Source organism: Nocardia brasiliensis ATCC 700358, assembly GCF_000250675.2.
GTDB lineage: Bacteria > Actinomycetota > Actinomycetes > Mycobacteriales > Mycobacteriaceae > Nocardia > Nocardia brasiliensis_B.
In genome coordinates, this window is the sequence record NC_018681.1 from 7935879 (window position 1) to 7957513 (window position 21635).

Consider the following 21635-nt stretch of genomic DNA (forward strand, 5'->3'; position numbering starts at 1 on the left):
GGGCAATTCGAGAAAGGGCGTCCAGGGCATGTCGGCTGGTGGTGGCAAGAAGGCGATCCTCGCCGCGTTGACGGCGAACGCGGGCATCGCCGTCGCGAAGTTCATCGGTGCGGCGATCACCGGTTCCGCGTCGATGCTCGCCGAGGCGGTGCACTCAGTGGCCGACACGTCCAACCAGGGCCTGCTGCTGCTCGGCCAGCGGCGCGCCGCGCAGGAAGCCGACGATCTGCATCCGTTCGGTTACGGCCGCAACCGCTACTTCTACTCGTTCATCGTGGCGCTGGTGCTGTTCACCATCGGCTCCATCTACGCCGTCTACGAGGGCATCCACAAGATCCAGCATCCGGAAGATCTGACCTCGCCGATCGTCGCGATCGTCATCCTGCTGATCGCCATCGGCCTGGAGACCTACAGCTTCACGACCGCGATCCGGGAATCCAAGCCGCTCAAGGGCGGTGCCAGCTGGTGGCGGTTCATCCGCACGTCGCGCAGCCCGGAACTGCCGGTGGTGCTGCTGGAGGACACCGGCGCGCTGGTCGGCCTGATCTTCGCGTTCATCGGCGTCGGGCTGACGATGGTCACCGGCAACCCCGTCTGGGATGGCATCGGCACGCTGGCCATCGGCCTGCTGCTCGGCGTCATCGCCGTCATCCTGATCATCGAGATGCAGAGCCTGCTCATCGGTGAGGGGGCCACGCCGGAGGAAGACCGGCTGATCCGGGAGAACCTCGTCGACGGCACCCGCATCGACCGCGTGATCCACCTCAAGTCCCAATACCTCGGCCCCGAAGAGCTTTTGGTCGCCGCCAAGATCGGTGCGGCGCCCGGCCTCGATGTCGCCCAGCTCGCCGCGGCCATCGACGACGCGGAGGCCCGGGTCCGCGCCGCGGTGCCCGCCGCCCGCGTCATGTACCTCGAACCGGACCTGTACCGCACGTAGGCGATTCCCGCACCGGTGCTGCCGCCCCGCACCCGCTACGGCGGGTCATAGCGGGTGCGACAGCGCAGAACCGGTGCGACGGGGCAGAACTGGTGCGGCGGCTCAGGCCGGCTGCGCGCGGAGCAGGTCCAGTGGGTCGGTGGTGATGCCGAAGCGCTGCCGCAGCGCGTGCCGGGCGGCGTGCACACCGGACATGCCGTGCACGCCGGGGCCGGGCGGGGTCGACCCGGAACACAGGTAGACGCCGGGCAGCGGTGTCGCGTAAGGGTTCCAGCCGGCGATCGGACGGAAGGCGAACTGGCGCAGCGTCATCGCGCCCGCCGAGATATCGCCGCCGACGTAATTCGCATTGTGCGAGGGCATCTCGGCCGCCGTGTAGACGTGCTTGGCCAGGATCAAGTCGCGGAAGCCGGGTGCGAAGCGTTCGACCTGCGCGATCACCGTCTCGCTGACGTCGCGCGTGGACCCGTTCGGCACGTGCGCGTAGGTGTAGAAGGTGTGCTGTCCGGCGGGAGCGCGGGACGGATCGACCACGCCGGGCTGGATGGACAGCACATAGGGCCGTGCCGCGTGCTGCCCGGCGGCCACCGCGCGCTCGGCGGCCATCGCCTCGGCCCGCGTGCCGATCAGGTGCGCGGTGCCCGCCTGCGCCATCCCCTCCGCCTGCCAGGGCACCGGCCCGGAGAGCGCGAAGTCGACTTTGCACGCGGCGCCACCGTAGCGAAACTTGTTCAGCCGCTGCACATAGCTGTCCGGCAGGCGATGCCCCGCGAGCCGGATCAGCTCGGCGGGTGCGAGGTCGAGCAGCACGGCGCGGGCGCTGTCGAACTCGCCGAGCGAATCGATCCGGGTCTTGGTGTGCACCCGGCCGCCGAGGCGTTCCAGTTCGGCGCTGAGCGCGTCCGGAATCGCCTGGCTACCGCCGCGCGGGATGGCCCAGCCACCGGCGTGCGCCAACGTGCCGAGCATCAGCCCGGCGCCCGCGGCGGGGATGGCGCGCGGCGGCGTGATGGCGTGCGTGGCCACGCCGGTGAGCAGCGCGGCGGCGGTCTCCTCGTGAAACCTGATGTTCCACAACGGCGTTCCCTGTTCGAGGGTGCGCAGGCCGAAACGCGTCGCGGTCGCCAGATCCTTCGGCAGCCGGCGCAGGTCCGACATCGCCAGGTCGACGACCGAGTCCCAGTTCTCGACCAAGGGCCCGAACAGTTTTCGCCAGGTCCGCCCGTCCCGGCCCAGGCCCGCGGCGGTGCGGTCGAGATCGCGCCACGCGATGCCCGCCGTGCCGCCGTCCATGGGGTGCGCGTAGGACGCCTCCGGGACGAGCAGTTCGACGCCGTGCGCCGCGAGATCGAACGCGCGAAAGAACGGTGACGCCAAGGCCATCGGATGCGCGCCGGCGCAGATGTCGTGCCAGAAGCCCGGCAGGGTCAGTTCCGCCGTACGCGATCCGCCGCCCGCGACGTCCTCCGCCTCGTACACCTCCACCGCGAGCCCGGCTTTCGCCAGGATCACCGCGGCGGCGAGTCCGTTGGGTCCGGAGCCGACTACCACAACATCAGGCATACCTCCCACGCTACCGGCCCGGGAATCGGGCGCACGGAATCGTGTTTCGGCACACCGCCGGGCGCGGCGGCTACGCCGAATCGGCGCCCACCGCGCTCAGCCATTCGGCGACGAGGATCTCGAGCCGCTGATCACGCAGCTCCGGCCGCAGCCGGTGACCGCGGTCCAGGGTCGCCAAACCGTGGATCGCGCTCCAGGCCACCTCGGTACGGGCACCGAGTTCGGCTTCGTCGACGAACGGGCGGAACATCGCCTCCAGTTCGGCGAACGCGTCTTTGAGCGGCTGCGGGGCGTCCAGGCCGAAGACCAGATCGATGTTCATCGAGAACATCGCGTCGTAGCGGGCCGGGTGGGCGGCCGCGAAATCCAGGTACGCGCGGGCCACCCGGGCCATCGCGTCGGCGGGATCCGCGGCGGCGGCGTGGGCCCGGCGCATCTCGCCGGTGAGGTCGATGATGCCCTGCTCGGCGACCGCGGCCACGATCGCCGATTTACCCGCGAAGTGGCTGTACAGCACGGGCTGGCTGTATTCGATGCGTTCGGCCAGCCTGCGCACCGTCACCGCCTCCCAGCCCTGCGTTTCCGCCAGCTCGCGCGCGGTGTCGATGATCCGCTGATGGCGTTCGGCTCGTTCACGTTCCTTGCGCGTCTGGGGGCTCACGAAAGAAATCCTAGCAGCGCTAGACAAGCCCCGCCGCGATGCCCTATCGTCGCTCTAGAACCTAGCGCCGCTAGTATTCAGAGCATCATCAAGGAGCCACCCGCCATGACCCTCTCCCGCATCGCCACCGCCTTCTCGCTCGCCGGCGCGGCGTTCATCCTCTACATCGGGATCAGCTACCTGTTCACGCCCGACGTCATCGCCCCCGGCTTCGGCCTGCCCGCCTGGCCCGACGGCACGGAGGCCGCGTTCCTGAACCTGAAAGGCGTGCGCGACACCGTGTTCGGCGTGCTCATCCTGGTGCTGCTCGCGATGAAGCAGCGCTACGCGCTCGGCATCGTCACGCTGGTCGTCGCTCTCGTCCCGGTCGGCGACATGCTCACCGTGCTCAACTGGCACGGCTCCACGGCCGTCGCCTTCGGCATCCACGGTCTCACCGCGGCCTTCGTCGCCGGCACCGGCGCGCTGCTGCTGCGTGAGCACCAGCTCGCGCGCCGCACGGCCCCGGCGCGCGCACTCGTCAACGCCTGACCCTTCGCACAGCAGCCCGGTACCGCGCGGTGCCGGGCTGTTCTGCGCGCGCAGAACAGCATTCGCAGCACTGGTGACCCGTACCACAATCCGCGGCCCGGCGATGACTTCCGCAGCGCGCTCCCGTCCCTACTTTCGAGCACCACACGAGCCCAGGAGAGACCATGGCAACCAAGCCGCACGGACCCGCGTCCTACTTCCCCTCGATCGAAGCCAAGTACGGCCGCACCATCGACGAGTGGCTGAGCGCCATGCGCGATTCCGGCATCACCGCGCACAAGGCCCTGGTCGAATGGCTGAAGTCGGAGCACGCCATGGGTCACGGCCACGCCACCGCGCTCGCCCAGTACCACCTCAACCCGGCGAAGTGGGCCTCCTGAACCCACCCCCGAACGCGCGAAGGGCCCGCAGATCCTGCGGGCCCTTCGTGTTTCACAGTGCAGCTATGCGCGAACCAGGTCCGTGGTGTCGGGCTCCTGCTGCGGCTGCGCGCCGTGGTCGTTATCGACCATGGTCTGTTCATCGAACGGCAGCTTGCGGTCGAGTACCTCGTGCACGCGGTCGTTGTCGATGGTCTTGGTCCAGGTACCGATGAGCACAGTGGCCACGGCATTACCGGAGAAGTTGGTGAGGGCACGGGCCTCGGACATGAAGCGGTCGATGCCGACGATCAAGCCGACGCCGTCCAGCAGTTCGGGCCGATGGCTCTGCAAGCCGCCGGCCAGCGTCGCCAGCCCCGCGCCGGTGACACCGGCGGCGCCCTTCGAGGCGATGATCATGAACAGCAGCAGGCCGATCTGCTCGCCGATACTGAGCGGTTTGCCCATCGCGTCGGCGATGAAAATAGAGGCCATGGTCAGGTAGATTGCAGTGCCATCCAAATTGAACGAATACCCGGTCGGCACAACCACACCCACGGTCGTCCGCTCGACGCCCATGTGCTCCATTTTCGCGATCAGCCGAGGCAGCGCGGATTCGGAGGACGACGTCGCGACGATCAGCAGGTACTCACGCGCCAAGTAGCGGACCAGTTTCAGCACCGATACCCGCGACACCGACCACAGCACGACGCCGAGCACACCGAAGACGAACACCAAACAGGTCAGGTAGAACGCGATCATCAACGTGCCCAACTTCACCACGGCGTCGAGCCCGGTCTTGCCGACCACGTTGGCGATCGCACCGAACGCGCCGATCGGCGCCAGCCACAGGATCATCACCAGGATGCGGAACACCAGCTTCTGCAGCAGCCCGATGCCGCGCAGGATCGGCTCGCCGGTCTTGCCCATGGCCTGCAACGCGAAACCCGCCAGCACCGCGATGAACAGGGCTTGCAGCACGCTGCCCGAGGTGAGCGAGGAGAACAGCGTCGTCGGGACGATGTCGCTGATGAATTTCCAGGTGTCGCCTGCTTTTTCGGCCGTGGTCGCGAGGTCGTGGCCCGCTTTCGTGGTCGAGGCGATGTTCAACCCGGTGCCGGGTTGCAGCAGATTGCCGACGACCAGTCCGATGCCGAGCGCGAAGGTCGACATCACCAGGAAGTACCCGATGGCGAGCCCGCCGACCTTGCCGACCGTGGCCGCGGTCCGGATGGAACCGATGCCGAGCACGATCGTGCAGAAGATGACCGGCGCGATCATCATCTTGATCAGGTTCACGAAGATGCTGCCGAGTGGAGCAACAGCCACCCCGAAGCTGGGTGCCAGCCAACCGACGAGAATGCCCGCGACGACCGCCACGATGACGGCCAGGTACAGCCAGTGGGTACGGTCGCGCTTCTTCGGTGCTGCTTGTGGTGTTGCTTCGGTCATGCGATTGGTGTCCTCCGAGGTGGTGCCGACGTGAGGTGCCTCACGACCCCCAGGCAGAATGATGGCCGTGCAGGTGACACCGGTCACGGTTTGGTGCATTACGTTCAGCGGCGGAAGGCAGTAATTGAGACGCGGTCGGCTATCTCTGGCCGGTCAGGCCTTCGCGCTGCAGCTGATCGTGTTGACCCTGATGGTCATCGTCGGCGCGGTGCTCGCGGTCGTCGACGCACGCCATCACAGCGACGTGACCACCACCCGCGAGGTGAGGGATGTCGCGGTGAGCATCGCTGAGGCACCGTCCACCCTCTCGGCCGTCTACTCCACCGATCCGACCCGGCTGCTGCAGCCGGTCACCGAGCGGGTCCGGTTGTCCACCGGCATGGATTTCCTGGTGGTCATGGCGCCGGACCGGACCCGCTACACCCACACCAACCCGGACATGATCGGCAAGCCGTTCAGCGGGAACATCGATCGCGCGCTGGCCGGAGAGACCTTCACCGAGACGTTCACCGGCACCCTGGGCCCCTCGATCCGCGCGGTGGCGCCGGTCTACGACGGCAATCGGGTGGTCGCGCTGGTGTCGGCCGGGGTGACCCGGGCCAAGATCGGCGATCAGGTCGCCACGCAGCTGCCGCTGATCCTCGGCGTCGCCGCGGCGGGCCTGATCGTCGCCGGCAGCGGCTCGTTTCTGCTGAGCCGCAGGCTGCGCAGGCAGACCCACGGACTCGCACCCGCCGAACTGCGCGCGCTCTACGAACAGCACGACGCCGTCCTGCACTCGATCCACGAGGGCCTGGTGGTGTTCGGCATGGCGGGCGAGCGCGCGGAGGTGGTGAACGATCAGGCCCGCGCGCTGCTCGGGCTGCCGGAGGGCGAGGTGCGCCGCGGCGACCTGCCGGTCTCCATGCAGCAGATGAGCTGGGGCGTGGTCCGCGACGAGATGCACGTGACCGGGGACCGCATCCTGCTCATCAACCAGGACATCGTCACCTGGGAGGGCAGGCCGATCGGCACCGTCATGACGATCCGCGATCACACCGAATTGCGGGAGGTGATGGGCGAACTCGATTCGGTGCGCAGTTTCGCCGAATCGCTGCACGCGCAGGCGCACGAATCCGCCAACCGGCTGCACACCGTGGTCACCATGGTGGAGCTCGGCCGCTACCGGGAGGCCGTCGCGTTCGCCACCTCGGAACTCGAACTCTCCCAGACCCTCATCGACCGGCTGTTCGCCGCGGTGGGCGCGCCCGCGCTGGCCGCGCTGCTGCTCGGCAAGGTGAACCAGGCCAACGAGCGCAGCATCGAATTGACCGTCACCGAGGAGACCGCGCTCGACTCGATCGAGCCGCTCTCACCGCAGGAGATGGTCACCCTCGTCGGCAACCTGACCGACAACGCCATCGACGCCGCCGCGGAGAGCCCGAACGGCTGGGTGGAAGTCACTCTGCGGCAACAAGATTCGGCACTATACCTGCGGGTCGCGGACAGCGGCCCCGGCATGTCCGAGGAGATCTTCAACCGCGCGTCCCAGCGCGGCTATTCGACCAAGGCCGACCATCACGGACTCGGCCTCGCGCTGGTGCACCGCCTGGTGGCCCGGCACGGGGGGACCATTCGTACCGACCTAGATCCGGAAAGCGCGGTTACCGTGACGATTCCGCGAAAGGACGCACAGTGATCCGAGTGCTGATCGTCGAGGACGAGCCCCTCATCGCCGAGGCGCACCGCGCCTACGTGGACCGCATCGAGGGTTTCGTCCCCGTCGGCGTGGCGCACACCGGCCGGGAGGCGATGCGGGCCGCCGCCGACAACGCGGCCGAGGGCACCCCGATCGACCTGGTGCTCATGGACATCGGCCTACCCGACGCGAGCGGTCTCGATGTCGCGGCGGCGCTGACCGGCCTCGCGCCGCGTCCGGACGTCATCGCCATCACCTCCGCTCGCGACCTCGCGATGGTGCGCACCGCGGTCTCGCACGGCGTGGTGCTGTATCTGCTGAAGCCGTTCACCTTCGCGGCCTTTCGCGACAAGCTGGACCGCTACCGGGAATTCCGCACCGCGCTGCCCGCCGGCGAGACCGCGGTGTCCCAGCACGACATCGACCGCGCCCTCAGCGCCCTGCGCACCCCGGACCAGCGCGCCACCACACCCAAAGGTGTTGCGCCGCAAACACTCGACGAGATCTCCCGGACCGTGCGCGCGGCCCCGGAGGGCATCACCGCCGCGGACACCGCGACCACCATCGGCGTCTCCCGCATCACCGCGTGGCGCTACCTGGAGAAACTCGCCGACGACGGCCTGGTGACCCGCCGCTCCGACTACGGCCGCGCGGGCCGCCCCAAAACCCGCTACGTCTGGAAATCCAAGACCTGAACCGGGTTTCGCCGCCGAGACAGCCGCGATGACGCCGTCGCGCTCGCGGTCAGACTGTCGCGGGTGCGGTGGTGGAGACGCTGCGGCCGAGGCGGACCGGCAGCTGCTCGTAGCCGTGCAGCGTGAACAGCTCCCTGCGCTGCGGCGTGCCGTCCAGCCGTAGCTCGGGGAAGCGTTCGAACAGGGCGCGCAAGGCGTGCACGCCTTCCATCCTGGCCAGGCTCGCCCCGAGACAGACATGGATGCCGCTGCTGAAGGTCAAGTGCTCCTTGGCATTCGGCCTGCCGACATCGAAACGCTGCGGTTCGGTGAACATCGCGGGATCGCGGTTCGCGCCCGCGAGCGACAGCACGATGGTCTCGCCCGCCCGGATCGGCACGCCGCCGACCTCGGCGTCGCGCACCGCGGTGCGCGCGGTGGTCTGCACCGGGGAGTCGAAGCGCAGCACCTCTTCGACGGCGTTGGGCCACAGCTGCGGCTCCTCGCGCAGCCGTGCCAGCTGGTCGGGGTGGGCGATCAACTGGACCACGCCGTTGCCGATGAGGTTGACCGTGGTCTCGAAGCCCGCGCCCATCAGCAGGCTCGCGGTAGCCTTGAGTTCCAGGTTGTTCAGTTCGCCCGCGCTCACCAGGGTGCTCAGGATGTCGTCGCCGGGCGTGCGGCGCAGCCGGGCGATGTGCTCGTCGAGGTAGCTGTTCATCACCTCCATCGCCGCCATCGCGCGCCGGTGCGCGCGCCAGGAGATGCCGAGGTCGAGCAGCGGGGTCGTCAGATCGCCCCAGCGCAGGAACAGTTCCCGGTCCTTGTCGGGGAAGCCGAGCATCTCGGAGATGATCGCGATCGGCACCTGCGCGGCGTACGCGCTGATCAGGTCGGCGGACCCGCCGGAGGGCAGCGTCGCGAGCAGCTCCGTGGTGACCGTCTCGACCCGCTCGCGCAGCCTGGCGATGGCGCGCGGCGTGAACGCGGAGGCCACCGGCTTGCGCATCCGGGTGTGCTCCGGCGGGTCGATCACCAGCATGGAGGGCGGCTCCACCGGGTTCGGCGGCAGCGGGAAATACCTGGCCAGCTTCTGGATCGGGCCGGGGATATCGAAGTTCTCGGTGGTGCGCACGCCGAAGCGGCTGTCGCGCAGGACGCCTCGGCACAGTTCGTAGTCGAAGCTGGCCCAGGACAACGCGGTGCGGATGATCCGGCCTTCGCCGCGCAGCTGCTCGATCAGCGGATACGGATTGCCGAAGCCGGTGGGCCCGCCGAGCAGTTCGGCGAACGGCTCCCCGCGTTTGGCCTGCCTCCGTAGCACCAGGCGGGGCGCGCCCTGCACGGACAACCAGCGGAACCAATACTGCGGCTTCATAGTTCACCAACTCCGTCGTTGTGCCTGATGACCACCGTACGGAACACGGTCAGCATGTGGAACGTGCCCTAGTCGGACTTCGACCTATACCGCGGTAGGAGTCCGTCGACAGCAGAGCGCCAGATCCCGCAGAACCAACCCCCAAAGTACTGCGCCCACCCCGCGCCGCGCGCCGGTCCGGCGAAATCCGGTGGCCGCCGGGCTCACCCGCGCTGCGCGGTGACCTTCTCCGCTTCGATACGCCGCTCGCGCAGCGCCGGATCGGGATTGGCGACCTGGACCAGGCTCGCGCCCGCGGCCAGCACGGCGATGAAACCGTCGATCAGCTCGGCGGGGGTATCCCACGGCGTGCTGGACAGCACCCGGTCGCCTTCGGAAAAGCCTTGGCGCATAGCGGATTTCTTCGCCTCGGCGAGGACCTCCGGGACGGTCATACCGTCGAGCGCCGCGCCCGCGCCCGCGGGCCGGAACTGGTCGCCGTGCACGCGCACCGAGGTGGCGAAGTCGGTCACGCCGATCGGCAGATCGCGCACCGGGGCGCCGAGCGCGTCCAGCGACAGCGCCGCGACCTCGGCGACCTGCTGGGTGTCGTCGAGCCGGTCGGGCGTCACCAGGGCGAGTTCGGCGTCGTCGTCCGGGCGCAGCACCACCTCGGTACCCGCCCACCAGCAGCCGAGCAGGACGGCGGCGGTCTGCCAGTGCGCCGGCAGCAGCACCGCGATCCGGGCACCGGGGCTGAGGCCGAATTCGTCCCTGATCAGATTGGCCGTCTTCGCGGCCCAGTTCGCCAGGGTCAGCCCGGACAGTTCGATCCGGGCGCCGGTGGCGTCGTCGTAGTAGGTGACGCGCGGGCCGGCCGGCTCACGCTCGAGAATCGGGTCGAGCACCCGTTCGGTGAGGGTGAGCGACTCTTGGAATTCACGCATCGACTGATTCACGCCTGTCTAGTTCACGCATTTCGGTCCGTTCTGGCCTGCGTCGATCGGTGGGGCGGGCGGGACTGGCGTGGCGGTGGCGCTCGACGTTCCGGAGAAGTCGAACATGCTCCCAGCCGCCGAACCCGGACCAGAATAGTCGCTCGCCAGCACGACGCTCACCGAATCCGGGGACAGGCCGGCATCGGCCAGCACCGGCAGACCGCCGAGCTCCTTCGCCACCGCCTTGGCCTTGGCGTCGCCGGCGTTCGCGGCGAGCACCCGGCTGCTCGTCACGCTCGGGCCGGTGTAATTGCCGACCAGTCCCTCGTGAAACCCCTTGCCGGTCAACGCCTGTGCCACCTTCCCGGCCAGGCCGCCGATACCGCTGGCGTTGTACACGCTGACGGTCACCGTGGCCGGATCCAGGGCGGGCTCGGCGGCCGTCTCGCCGGCCTTGCCGTCGACCAGCGACGACACATACGACTTGACCGCGGCGGGATCGACCCGCACCACCGATTCGCCGCCCGAGGTCAGGTAGTTCAGATCGGTGACCGGAATGGTCTCGAATTTCACCTGACCGCCCGAAAGGTCTTGCAGCTGTTGCAGGAACGCGAGCACGTCCCAGTCGTCGTCGAGCACCACCGTGCGGCCGACGGCGTCGCTGAGCTGTTTCATCCGTCCCGGATTGCTGAGCGTCTTCGCGCTGAGCACCTGCCCGACCAGCTGGGCCATGAACACCTGCTGGCGCACGATCCGGTCCAGGTCGCCGCGCGGCAGATTGTGCCGCTGCCGCACGAAACTCAACGCCGCGGGGCCGTCCAGGCGCTGGCGTCCGGCCGGGAAGTCGGCACCCGACATCCACTCGTCGACCGGGTTGTTCAAGCACACCTCGACACCGCCGACGGCATCGGTGAGCAGCACGAAGCCGAGCAGGCTCACCTCGGCGTAGTGGTCGACGCTGATGCCGGTGAGGTTGGCCACGGACTTGATCAGCGCCTGGCGGCCCGCCTTGGTGGACTGCTTGTCCGCCTCGTCCTCCGCGACGCCCTGGTTGATCAGCTTCAGCCGCTGGGTCTCCTTGGTGGCGCCGTAGGCCGAATTGATCTTGCCCTTACCCAGATCGGGGATGTCGACGTAGGAGTCGCGCGGGATCGAGATCGCGGTCGCGGAGCGCCCGTCGTTCGGCACCCGGATCAGCACGATGGTGTCGGTGTTCGTGCCCACCTCGTCGCCCGCGTGCAGCATCGCGCGTTCCCGGTCGCTGAGCGGATTGCCGTGCGCGTCGGTGCGGCTGTCCACGCCGACGAGCAGGATGTCGACGGCGCCGTCCCGGCCGCCGCCGAGTCCGAGTCCGCCGATGCGCTCGATATTGGAGATCAGGCTGTCGACGCTGTGCCAGGCGAAACCGGTGATGACGAACACCACGACGGCGACCACCGCGGCCAGTGCGCGCAGTGGACCGCCGGCGGGCAACGGCGATTCAGCGCCGCGCGGCCGGGTCACCGTGCACCTTCCACGCCGCGGCTAACCTGCAACCTCTCGACAACTCGACATCCTTTCGACACGCTCTGGGTCTGCTTCCGCCACGCGGTGTGCTCGACCACCCCACCTTTCCATAACCCCCGCAACCATTTGGCAAACATCGCCGCGCCACGCACGCGAGTCGGGGGCGCCTGCTCGAAGGCTAACGAATACTGCCGGTCCGACCGGCAATCCGCAGGTGTGGCGGCGTGCCCGGACCCGCGTGCCAGACTTGACAACTGTGACGACCTCGACACCGCCCGGCCCCGTCGCACCCGCGAATCTGATCGTGACCGGAGCCCGCGGACAGCTCGGGCGGGAACTGCTGCGGCTCGCGCCCGGCGCCCGCGCGTTGAGCCGCGCCGACCTGGACATCACCGACCCGGACGCGGTCGCCGCCGCGCTCCGGCCGGGAGCGGTGGTGCTCAACTGCGCCGCCTATACCGCGGTCGATCAGGCCGAGACCGAGATCGCAGCGGCGTTCGCGGGCAACGAGACCGGACCGGCCGTGCTCGCCGCCGCCTGCGCCAGGGCCGGCGCGCGGCTGATCCACCTCTCCACCGACTACGTTTTCGCGGGGACCGGCGCGCGCCCCTACGAGACCACCGACCCGACCGGACCGGTCACGGTGTACGGGCAGTCCAAACTCGCGGGCGAAAAGGCCGTGCTGGCGCTGGCGCCGCAGGCGCACGTGGTGCGCACCGCATGGGTATACACCGGGCACGGCAGCGATTTCGTCGCCACCATGCGCCGGCTGGAGCGCGAACGCGACACCGTCGACGTGGTGGACGACCAACTCGGATCACCCACCTACGCCGCCGATCTCGCCGCCGCGCTGCTGGAATTGGCCGGGCGGCCCGACGCGCCGCGCCTGCTGCACGCCACCAACGCCGGACAGGCCAGCTGGTTCGAGCTCGCGCGCGCGGTGTTCGCGGCGGTGGGCGCCGATCCGGCCCGGGTACGCCCGTGCGATTCGTCCGCGTATCCGAGACCCGCACGGCGCCCGGCATATTCGGTGTTGTCGCCGCGGGCCTGGCACGACGCGGGGCTCACCCCGCTGCGTCCGTGGCGAGCCGCGCTGGACGAGGCGCTGTCCCGCTCGTCCGATGGACTGGGTCCGGCCGCGACCACTAGGCTCAGCGGCCGTGAGTGATTCCGATTCCGCCAGCGCGGGCCTGGCCGTCGTCACGGTGACCTATTCACCCGGCGAACACCTCGAGCACTTCATCACCACGCTGGCCGACGCCACGACCGAGAAGCCACAGGTGATCCTTGCCGACAACGGCTCCACCGACGGGGTGCCGGAGCTGGTCGCCGAGGCCAACTCGCACGTGCGACTGCTACGCACCGGCGGCAACATCGGCTACGGCGGCGCGATCAATCGTGCCGTCGCCGAGATCGATCCGGCCATCGAATTCATCGTGATCGCCAACCCCGACATCCGCTGGGGCACCGACGCCATCGACCAGCTGCTCGCCGCCGCGCAGCGCTGGCCGCGGGCCGGCGCGGTGGGCCCGCTGGTGCTGGAACCGGACGGCAGCGTCTACCCGTCGGCGCGCCGGGTGCCTGGACTGCTCGACGGCGCGGGACACGCGATCCTCGGCACGGTGTGGAAGACGAACCCGTGGACCCGCCGCTACCGCCAGGAGAACGAGGAGATCTCCGAGCGCGCGGTCGGCTGGCTGTCCGGGTCGTGCCTGCTGGTGCGGCGCGCGGCCTTCGACTCGATCGACGGTTTCGACTCGCGCTACTTCATGTACATGGAGGACGTCGACTTCGGCGACCGGATGGGCAAGGCGGGCTGGCACAACGTGTTCGTGCCGTCGGCCGAGGTCACCCATGCCAAGGGGCACGCCGCGGGACGGCACCCGGAGAAGATGCTGCCCGCCCACCACGCCAGCGCCTACCGCTTCCAGGCCGACCGGCACCCGCACTGGTGGCAGTTGCCGCTGCGGCTGGCGCTGCGCGCCGGACTTGCGGTGCGCTCCCGGATTGCGGTTCGATCGGCGCTGCGCCAGCAGGCGCGGGAAGCGGGTAACCCCTAGCGCGCTCAGCGTGCGCAATGGGTATACCGATACCGGGCAGCTGAGCGGCAGACCTGGGAAAACTCATCGATTCGGCGGTTGCTGAGCGACAATGGCGCAGGGTCGTCGTGCGAGTCGGCCCGGTGCACCGCAGGCGGGCCGAGCCTCGGCGCGCGCAATACTCGATCCACTGTGAACAGGGGACCTTGAATGGCAGGAAATGCAGGCACCGACGCCGTGATCCTGGTGGGCGGGCAGGGGACGCGGCTGCGCCCGCTGACCCTCTCGGCACCGAAGCCGATGCTGCCGACGGCCGGGCTGCCGTTCCTGACGCATCTGCTCGCCCGCATCGCGGACGCAGGCATCACCCACGTCGTGCTCGGCACCTCGTTCAAGGCGGAGGTGTTCGAGGAGCATTTCGGTGACGGCGCCGAGCTCGGCCTCGACATCGAATACGTCACCGAGACCGAGCCGCTCGGCACCGGCGGCGGCATCCGCAATGTGCTGCCCAAACTGCGCGCCGACACCGTGATGGTGTTCAACGGCGACGTGCTCGGCGGCACCGAACTCGGCGCGGTGCTCGACACGCACGAGTCCACCAATGCCGACGTGACGCTGCACCTGGTCCGGGTCAGCGATCCGCGCGCGTTCGGCTGTGTGCCGACCGACGCGGACGGCCGGGTCACCGCGTTCCTGGAGAAGACGCAGGATCCGCCGACCGATCAGATCAACGCGGGCTGCTACGTCTTCCGGCGCGAATACATCGAGAAGATCCCCGCCGGGCGTCCGGTGTCGGTGGAGCGCGAGGTGTTCCCGTCGTTGCTCGCCGAGGGCGCGCGCGTGCAGGGGCATGTCGACTCCTCCTACTGGCGCGATATGGGCACCCCCGAAGACTTCGTGCGCGGCTCCGCCGATCTGGTCCGCGGTATCGCCCCCTCGCCCGCGCTGCCCGGCCAGCGCGGCGAATCGCTCGTCCACCCGGGCGCGGGCGTCGCACCGGGCGCGCTGCTCATCGGCGGCACCGTCGTCGGCCGCGGGGCCGAGGTCGGCGCGGGCGCCCGGCTCGACGGCGCGGTCATCTTCGACGGCGCGGTCATCGAAGCGGGGGCGACGGTCGAGCGCTCGATCATCGGCTTCGGCGCCCGGATCGGTCCGCGCGCGCTGGTGCGCGACGGCGTCATCGGTGACGGCGCGCAGGTGGGTGCCCGCTGCGAGCTACTACGCGGCGCCCGGGTCTGGCCCGGCGTCGAGATTCCCGACGGCGGTATCCGCTTCTCCACCGACGTCTGATTCTTCCGGCACTTCCGGCACGAAAAGCTACCGGGCGGAAACGGTTCCGTGACGGCGGCCGGTCTGGCAGGGTGCACCGCGGGGTCTCGTGGCGTGCGCCGCGGGATCACCGCGTGTGCGCACTGATCACCGACCGCAAGAGCCGAGGAGAGATTTCGATGGGGAAATTCGCCCCCCGTGTGCTGGCCGCCGCCGTATTCGCGGGCTGTGCAATAGGATTCGCGCCGACCGCCGTGGCGGCGCCCTCGATCTACGAACCGAGCATCACCCCGTGCAGCCACCTGTTCCGCACGCCGCTGGAACTCGGCCGCCCGGGCACGACGTATTGGAGCCCGTTCGGTACCGCCGACATCGTCTGCTACGACGCGGGCTCCCTGGGCGTGAGCTACTACCAGCGCGACCCCGGCGGCCAGTGGCACGCCATGAATCAGCTGATCCCGGGCAATTACTTCATCAACGTGTTCGGGTACAACCAGTTGCCCGCGTAGCGATCACAGACCGGCTACCCGCCGCGAAGTCAGCTGAAGCCGACGGCCTGTTCGCCCCACGCGGTGTGCAGGTCGCGGTCCGGGTTGTCGACCACCCGGTCGGCGGTGTCGATCAGCAGCGTGGTCCGGGTCGACGGACGGTACGGCGGCCAATGCTTCGATCCGTCGAGCGCGGCCGGGACACCGTGGGTGGCGAACGCGAGCCAGCGCCGCATCATCCGCCCCGACACCTCCATGGCCACCTTGCGGCCGCCGAGCCAGAACGTCGGGTCATGATTGAACGAACCGAAATTGCCGAACACATAAGGCAATTCGGTGGCATGCCCGGCGCCGACCCGCGCCGCGCGCAGCATCGGCGTCGCATGGTCGAACCGGTACATCCAGGTCGGCGAGTGCTCGGCGTGCGCGTCGGCGACCCAGTGCGCCGGCATCCGGAACGCGGCGTCGCCGGACATGGCCAGCGCGCCGCGGGTCTTGTCGAGATCGGGGTAGGCCGAGGTGATCTCGGCGATCCGCTCGTGTGACCACTCGGGATGGGCCGCCGCCACGTCGTTGAGCATCGCGTTCACCGCGTCCGGGGTCACCGGCATGATCGGCGAACGGAACACCCGGAACAGCGACGCCTCGTCTTTGTTCGTACCGATCATCAACGGCACCCGATGCGAACGGCCGTGCTGGAACCGATCGATCGGATAGGTCGGCAGCAGGTCGCCGTCCACCACCGGCGCCGCGGCCAACCGGCCCGGCTCCTTCAGCGGGATCTCGTCCAGCAGGATCCCCGCCACCTCGACGATCTTCTCGATCGGCCAGTCGAGCAGTTCGACCGCGCGCGAGGCGGGCAGCTCCAGCAGTTCCAGGAAGCGCCGGGCCACCCCGGCCGCGCGATCCTTGCCGAACACCGTCGTCGCGGGCGGGCTCTGCGCGATCGCCTTGTGGAACAACCCGGCCGCGCTCGGTGAGGTGAGCAGCGCCGTGACACAGCCCGCGCCGGAGGATTCGCCGAACAGGGTGACATTGCCCGGGTCGCCGCCGAACGCGGCGATGTTGTCGCGCACCCAGGCCAGCGCGGCGATCTGATCGTGCAGGCCGAGATTCGGGGTGAACGGTCCGGGCAGCGAGGACAGATCGAGGAAGCCGAGCGCACCGAGCCGGTAGTTCACCGTGACCACCACGACGTCCCCGGTCTCGGCGAGCTTTCGGCCGTCGTAAATGCCCTGAGCCGCGGTGCCCAGGCAGTAGGCGCCGCCGTGCAGCCAGACCAGGACGGGGCGCGGCTCACCGGAATCGAACGGCTCGATCGCTTCGCCGTCCGCGCGCCGGGGCGCCCACACGTTCAGCCACAGGCAGTCCTCGCCCATCCGCAGGTCCGAATCGACCGGGACCATCGGGCCCATGGTCTGCGGCGCGATCTCGCCGAACGTGGCGCAGTCGCGGATGCCGTCCCAGCTCGGCGCGGGCCGCGGCGGCCGGAAGCGGTCGGCCCCGCTCGGCGCGGCCGCGTAGGGGATGCTGCGCCAGCAGGCGACCGGTCCGTCCCAGCGTCCGCGCACTTTTCCCGCGGCCGTGGCGACCACTGGCTCGGCGCCGCGCACCTCCCAGTCCGGTGCTGTCTCGAACTGTGTGCCCATGTTCGCACCTCCCACCAGCGACCCGTTGGTGTGCTGCCGGTTTGCTCCAGCGGGTCCCGCACCTCGTGATCTCTTCTTCGAGAGTACGTCCATCCTGACGGTGTAAACGTGCGACGCACCATTCCGAGACCGTGGCGGTACGCTTTACCGATGCCGAGTTACAGCTATCGGTGCCGCAGTTGCGGGGACACCTTCGAGATGAACCGCCCGATGGCGGAGTCGTCGGCGCCGGCGTCCTGCCCGAGCGGCCATGCCGACACAGTCAAGCTGCTGACCACATTTGGCACGGTCAGCCGGGGTGGCGCGGCGGCGACGCCGAGTCCGGCACCGGGCCCGTCCGGCGGTGGCTGCTGCGGCGGCGGTTGCTGCGCCTGAACCCGGCGCGGCGGCGGGTCAGTCGCGGCGATCGGCGTGGCCGAGATCACGCTCGGGCGCGACCCGGTCGCGTACCCGTTGCTTGAGCACCGCGATATCGGGAAAACCGCCGTCCGCCTTACGCTCCCACACCTGAGCACCGTCGACGGTGATCCGGAAGACGCCGCCGGTGCCCGGAACCAGCGCCACCTCACTTAGTTCGGCCGCGAAGGTGGTCAGCAGTTCCTGCGCCATCCAACTGGCACGCAGCAACCAGCGGCACTGGGTGCAGTATTCGATCGCGACACGCGGCATGCCGGTCACCGTACCCTCAGGCTTCGATCTCGCCGTCCAGGTAGACCCAGGCCCCGTCGGCGCGCAGGAACCGGCTCACCTCGTGCAGCGAGCCGCGGGTGCCGTCCGCGCGGTAGTGCGCGACGAACTCGACCAGCCCGGACTCGTCGAACAGCCCGCCGTCCGCGGTGCGCAGGATCTCCAGGAACAGCCACCGCTGTCCGGGATCCAGGTCCACCTCGGCGGGCCGGGTGCGCGGATGCCATGACTGCTTCAGATATTCGGTGTCCCCCACCGCGAATGCGGTGTAGCGCGAACGCATCAACGCCTCGGCGGTCGCCGCCGCACGTTTCCCGTTCAGCACCGGCCCGCAGCAGTCGTCGAAGGCTTCGCCTCGGCCACACGGACACATCCGCGTCCCACTCATCCCTTGATTCTCGCGCGTCACCCTGATCACAGCTCACCCCGGGGTGGTCTCGACGCGGACGCACCGGCCACGGCCAGGTCCGCGGCGAGCGCCACGGTCTGTTCACGCCAGCGGCGCAGATCGGTGACGCTCGGCGCGAGTTCGTAATCGTGGTGGTGCGCGGCGCGCGAGAGCGCGGCCCACAGCACGCCCACCCGGGCCGCCACCTCCGGTCCGGCGAAGGCGCGCAACGCGATCAGCTGCGCGCGCATCGGACAGCGCATCAGGGCGGGCGCCACCCGGGCCCACAGCTCGTCCACGGACTGTTCCAACGCGATACGCAGGATCCACGCGGTGGCCCGGGACCACAGTCCGCCCGCGTCGGTGACCGCGCCGGAGAGCAGCTTGTCGACCGTGTCCAGTCGCTCGGCCACCGACGGCCGCGGCCGCGGCTTCGGTTGTCCCGGTTTGCCATTGCGCCGCGGGCCCCGGCGCGGGGTGCGCCGCTCGGTCATCGGCACGTCCCGGTCATCGAGCCAGCCAGGCGACGAATCGTTCGGTCTCGGTGATCAATTCGCGCATGCTGCGGCCGATCGGCACGTGCGCGCCCGCCGTGGCGTCGCGCAGCGCCTCGACCACCCACTTGCCTTCGCGGGCGACGAGATGCTTGTTGAGATCGTCCACCTTGCCGCCGACTCCCATCACCGCGAGCGCGACCTTCGCCCGGGTGGAGTGGGCGGAGTCGATGTGGCGCTCCACTTCCCGGTGATTCATCCCGTCGGCGAGCAGGGTGCGCCGGGCCCGGGACAGGCTGGCCGCCTCCACTGCCGACCGGCAGCAGGTGGCGACGAGTTCGTCGGCGATGGCCTGCGGCAGCTGCGGGGTGCGCACGAGCGCGCGGGCATCGTCGAGATAGCGGCGGACCGGATCGCTGGACACGCGCACCTCGACCACCGACCGGTCGCGCCGCTGCACCTCCAGCACGGTGGCGTCGAGCTCCATCCGGCGCACCGCCTCGGCGAGCCGCTCGTCGTGGGTGAACACCACCACCTGCCGCGTCCAGGCGACCGCGGCGAGCACCTGGGCCAGACCGTCCACCTTGGCCGGGTCCATGGCCTGCACCGGGTCGTCGATCATGACGAAACGGAACGGGCTCTCCTCGACCGTGGCCCGCGGCAGGAACAACGACAGGCCGAGCGCGTGCAACTCGCCCTGGCTCATCACGCCGAGCGCGGCGCCGTCCACCTCGTCGACGGTGACATCCAGCAGCACCCGGCGCGCCGTTCCGGCGTTGCCCTGCAAGCGAATCGCGCCGAGTTCCACGTTGCTCTGCTGGCGCAGCGTCTGCCAGACCCAGCGCGCGGTGGTCTCCAGCGGCGTCATGCGCTCCCCGCGCAGGCCCGCGGTGGCCGACTTGAGCCACTCCTCGGCCTTCTTGGTGGTGCGCAGCTCCGCGGCGTGCGCGGCGACCTCGCGCGCGCCTTCCAGCCAGCTCACGATGCGCGGCACCAGCGGGGTCCACACCTCGTCGAGCCGGTCGAGCTCCTTGCGGGTGCCCTGCTGCACCTGGTCGAGCTCGTCGACCAGCCGGGCGTGCGCGCCGCGCAGCCGGTCCGGCAGTTCGGCGCTGTAGTCGGCGGCGGTGAGCGCGGCCCAGTCGGCCCAGGCCCGGCGCACCGCCGAGGTGTCCACCGAGGGCGGGTTGCGCGGATCGAAATCCAGTTCCGGCGGCACGAGATCGGGCAGCGATCGCGCGGCCTGCAACGCGCGGCCGAGCTCGGTGCGCGCGGTGGTCAAGGCGTCGACCCGCGCGGCCAGTGTCGCGATGGAGTCGTCGGCCTGCGCCAGCCACGCGTCGTCCAGCGCACCGCGACCGCACACCGGGCACGGGCAGTCACCGCTCGCCGCGTGGTGCGCACGGGCCCGGCGCAGCAGCTCGAGCACCCGCAGATCGGCCTCGGCGTCGGCGGTGGTGCCCTCGGTCAGCGCGGTGCCGCACTCGGCGAGACGGGTGGCCACCGCCGCCACCTCCGCGGCGCTCGGGAGGGTGAGCCGCACGATCGCGCGCAGACCGGCCGGGCCGCCGGGATCGTCGAAGGTGCCGATCACCTCGTTGCCCAAGGCGGTGAGATCCGGCTGCGCGGGCCGCAGCAGGCCGGTGACCCGCACCGCGCGGTCGTCGGCCACGCCGTCGAGCGCCTCCAGCAGTTCGAGCCGCTCCTGCCGGGAATCCCGCACGGCGCGTTCCAATTCCAGGCGGCGCAGTCGAATCCGCTCCTGCGCCAACGTCAATTCGTCGAGCCCGAGCAGTTGGTGCAGCGCGTCGAACAGGTCACTCGGTTTGCCGTCGACCAGTGCGCCGAGTTCGCTGTAGGACAGGAACGGGCGGTACAGCTCCAGTCGTCCCGCCCAGCGATCGATGTCGAATTCCGTTGGCTCGGCAGGGGGATGCCGTTCGGTCCAGTGCGCGTCGGGCAGGTCCGCGTCGGCCGCCCACTCCTTGGCGATAGTGAGCATCGCGGAGCGATTCGGTGAGGGGTGGTGGTCGGGTGACGGGTGGGCGAGCATCGCGGAGCGATTCCGTGAGGGGTGGTGGTCGGGTGACGGGTGGGCGAGCATCGCGGAGCGATTCGGTGAGGGGTGGTGGTCGGGTGACGGGTGGGCCGATTGACTGCCCGCGGTGAGCAACTCGACCTCGATGCGTGCCGACTCGCCGGCGTGCAGGTTGCGCCAGCCCTCGCGCCAGGCTGCCGACCGGCCGTCCCAGCGCCGATTCCCGCCGGTGAACACCAGTTCCGCGGCTTCGGCGAAACTGGATTTGCCGCTGCCGTTGCGGCCCACCACCAGGGTGAGCCCGGGCCCCGGCGGCAGCTGCAGTTCCGCCTCCGGGCCGATCCCGCGGAAACCACGCACCCGGATGGCCCGCAGAAAGATCCCGCCGTCGTCGAATACCGGTGCGCGGTCGTCGTTTTCGCTGCCGCCGAGGGCGCGCAGGACGGTGCGTGCCACCGAAGGAGTCACCGCGGGGTCCGCGGCGAGCCTGCGGGTGACCACCTCGCTCAGCCGCGGCACCGGATCGGCGTCGGGACGCATCTCGTCGGGAACCCCCTCCACCACCGAGCCGCTACAGGTCCTTTCGATCCCGTGCGCCCGCCTGACGCGCAAGCGCTTCCAGCGGCGCACTGTCGAAGCTGTGCGAAACGCTACCCGATCGGGCCGCTTTCGCCCACCGGAGACGGCGGTGGCGAACCTGGTGCGAATCTGCCCGCGGGGATGGATATGGCCATCGAATCGGCTGGGGCCGCGCTTCGATGTCCACCCCTCGCCAGCCCCGGCGGGCAGCTCGATGGTGTAACACCCGATTTGGGTGGCTCGGTCGAGCCGAACAGGACAGAATGCCAGACAACCCCCACCTGTGCAAGATGTTTTGGGTATCGAATCCATCGACGGCACAGTATTTTCCGTGCCACCGGCCCA

At 69.7% G+C, this 21635-nt stretch carries 21 protein-coding genes; 10 read left to right on the top strand and 11 right to left on the bottom strand.

Annotated elements, in window-relative coordinates; all coding sequences use genetic code 11:
- Positions 1-28 precede the first annotated feature (28 nt).
- Positions 29-940: a cation diffusion facilitator family transporter gene (locus O3I_RS35340; RefSeq protein ID WP_014987836.1), complete on the top strand. Its 912-nt coding sequence runs from the start codon at positions 29-31 to the stop codon at positions 938-940.
- 102 nt (positions 941-1042) lie between these two features.
- On the opposite strand, the gene O3I_RS35345 is transcribed toward O3I_RS35340, so the two are convergent.
- Together O3I_RS35345 and O3I_RS35350 are read right to left on the bottom strand one after the other, a co-directional pair.
- Positions 1043-2503 carry a phytoene desaturase family protein gene (locus O3I_RS35345; protein ID WP_041563074.1) on the bottom strand — a complete coding sequence of 487 codons (1461 nt, stop codon included), beginning with the start codon at positions 2501-2503 and terminating at the stop codon, positions 1043-1045.
- 70 nt (positions 2504-2573) lie between these two features.
- A complete protein-coding gene (locus O3I_RS35350; RefSeq protein ID WP_014987838.1) occupies positions 2574-3164 on the bottom strand; it encodes a TetR/AcrR family transcriptional regulator in 591 nt (196 codons plus the stop codon).
- A gap of 105 nt (positions 3165-3269) precedes the next feature.
- Between O3I_RS35350 and O3I_RS35355 the strand changes: the two genes are divergently transcribed.
- Both O3I_RS35355 and O3I_RS35360 read left to right on the top strand, forming a co-directional pair.
- Positions 3270-3695 carry a DUF4267 domain-containing protein gene (locus O3I_RS35355; RefSeq protein WP_014987839.1) on the top strand — a complete coding sequence of 142 codons (426 nt, stop codon included), beginning with the start codon at positions 3270-3272 and terminating at the stop codon, positions 3693-3695.
- 164 nt (positions 3696-3859) lie between these two features.
- Positions 3860-4075 carry a DUF4287 domain-containing protein gene (locus O3I_RS35360; protein WP_014987840.1) on the top strand — a complete coding sequence of 72 codons (216 nt, stop codon included), beginning with the start codon at positions 3860-3862 and terminating at the stop codon, positions 4073-4075.
- 63 nt (positions 4076-4138) lie between these two features.
- On the opposite strand, the gene O3I_RS35365 is transcribed toward O3I_RS35360, so the two are convergent.
- Positions 4139-5506 (bottom strand): cation:dicarboxylate symporter family transporter, encoded by a 1368-nt coding sequence (locus O3I_RS35365; RefSeq protein ID WP_041564758.1) that lies wholly within the window; start codon positions 5504-5506, stop codon positions 4139-4141.
- Positions 5507-5696: 190 nt separating this feature from the next.
- On the opposite strand from O3I_RS35365, the gene O3I_RS35370 reads away from it, so the two are divergent.
- On the top strand, positions 5697-7184 hold the full coding sequence (locus tag O3I_RS35370) for a sensor histidine kinase (RefSeq protein ID WP_051067068.1): 1488 nt from the start codon (positions 5697-5699) through the stop codon (positions 7182-7184).
- Positions 7181-7879, top strand: a complete 699-nt coding sequence (locus O3I_RS35375; protein ID WP_014987843.1) for a response regulator — start codon at positions 7181-7183, stop codon at positions 7877-7879. Before O3I_RS35370 ends, O3I_RS35375 begins: the two co-directional genes overlap by 4 nt.
- A 49-nt stretch (positions 7880-7928) precedes the next feature.
- Here the strand turns inward: O3I_RS35375 and O3I_RS35380 are convergent, their stop codons facing one another.
- The 3 genes from O3I_RS35380 to O3I_RS35390 all read right to left on the bottom strand — a co-directional run bounded on the left by O3I_RS35380 (position 7929) and on the right by O3I_RS35390 (position 11656).
- Entirely contained in the window at positions 7929-9236 is a 1308-nt protein-coding gene (locus O3I_RS35380; RefSeq protein WP_014987844.1) for a cytochrome P450, read from the bottom strand.
- 203 nt (positions 9237-9439) lie between these two features.
- A complete protein-coding gene (locus O3I_RS35385) occupies positions 9440-10162 on the bottom strand; it encodes a TIGR03089 family protein (protein WP_041564759.1) in 723 nt (240 codons plus the stop codon).
- An 18-nt stretch (positions 10163-10180) separates the two neighbouring features.
- Positions 10181-11656: an LCP family protein gene (locus O3I_RS35390; RefSeq protein ID WP_014987846.1), complete on the bottom strand. Its 1476-nt coding sequence runs from the start codon at positions 11654-11656 to the stop codon at positions 10181-10183.
- A gap of 259 nt (positions 11657-11915) precedes the next feature.
- Here O3I_RS35390 and rfbD point away from each other — a divergent pair, with 259 nt between their 5' ends.
- The 4 genes from rfbD (at position 11916) to O3I_RS35410 (ending at position 15476) form a co-directional block, all read left to right on the top strand.
- A complete protein-coding gene (gene rfbD, locus O3I_RS35395; protein ID WP_014987847.1) occupies positions 11916-12827 on the top strand; it encodes a dTDP-4-dehydrorhamnose reductase in 912 nt (303 codons plus the stop codon).
- Positions 12781-13719, top strand: coding sequence for a glycosyltransferase family 2 protein (locus O3I_RS35400; protein WP_051066818.1), 939 nt, complete (start codon positions 12781-12783; stop codon positions 13717-13719). The genes rfbD and O3I_RS35400 overlap by 47 nt, the downstream gene beginning before the upstream one ends.
- Before the next feature lie 189 nt (positions 13720-13908).
- Positions 13909-14988 (top strand): sugar phosphate nucleotidyltransferase, encoded by a 1080-nt coding sequence (locus O3I_RS35405; protein WP_014987849.1) that lies wholly within the window; start codon positions 13909-13911, stop codon positions 14986-14988.
- Positions 14989-15146: 158 nt separating this feature from the next.
- Complete coding sequence (locus O3I_RS35410; protein WP_014987850.1) at positions 15147-15476, top strand: hypothetical protein; 330 nt, start codon at positions 15147-15149, stop codon at positions 15474-15476.
- A gap of 29 nt (positions 15477-15505) precedes the next feature.
- Here O3I_RS35410 and O3I_RS35415 read toward each other — a convergent pair whose 3' ends face one another.
- Positions 15506-17104, bottom strand: coding sequence for a carboxylesterase/lipase family protein (locus tag O3I_RS35415; protein WP_014987851.1), 1599 nt, complete (start codon positions 17102-17104; stop codon positions 15506-15508).
- A gap of 150 nt (positions 17105-17254) precedes the next feature.
- Here O3I_RS35415 and O3I_RS44280 point away from each other — a divergent pair, with 150 nt between their 5' ends.
- Positions 17255-17479, top strand: coding sequence for an FmdB family zinc ribbon protein (locus tag O3I_RS44280; RefSeq protein ID WP_014987852.1), 225 nt, complete (start codon positions 17255-17257; stop codon positions 17477-17479).
- An 18-nt stretch (positions 17480-17497) separates the two neighbouring features.
- On the opposite strand, the gene O3I_RS35425 is transcribed toward O3I_RS44280, so the two are convergent.
- The 4 genes from O3I_RS35425 to O3I_RS46680 are packed head-to-tail and all read right to left on the bottom strand — an operon-like array spanning position 17498 to position 21251.
- A complete protein-coding gene (locus O3I_RS35425) occupies positions 17498-17773 on the bottom strand; it encodes a SelT/SelW/SelH family protein (RefSeq protein WP_041564762.1) in 276 nt (91 codons plus the stop codon).
- Between the two features lie 16 nt (positions 17774-17789).
- Positions 17790-18179, bottom strand: a complete 390-nt coding sequence (locus O3I_RS35430) for a YchJ family protein (RefSeq protein ID WP_029901494.1) — start codon at positions 18177-18179, stop codon at positions 17790-17792.
- A 26-nt stretch (positions 18180-18205) separates the two neighbouring features.
- The gene (locus O3I_RS35435; protein ID WP_014987855.1) at positions 18206-18673 is read right to left on the bottom strand and encodes a hypothetical protein; all 468 of its coding nucleotides are present in this window, start codon (positions 18671-18673) and stop codon (positions 18206-18208) included.
- 13 nt (positions 18674-18686) lie between these two features.
- Entirely contained in the window at positions 18687-21251 is a 2565-nt protein-coding gene (locus O3I_RS46680) for an ATP-binding protein (protein ID WP_237748425.1), read from the bottom strand.
- Between the last annotated feature and the right edge of the window lie 384 nt (positions 21252-21635).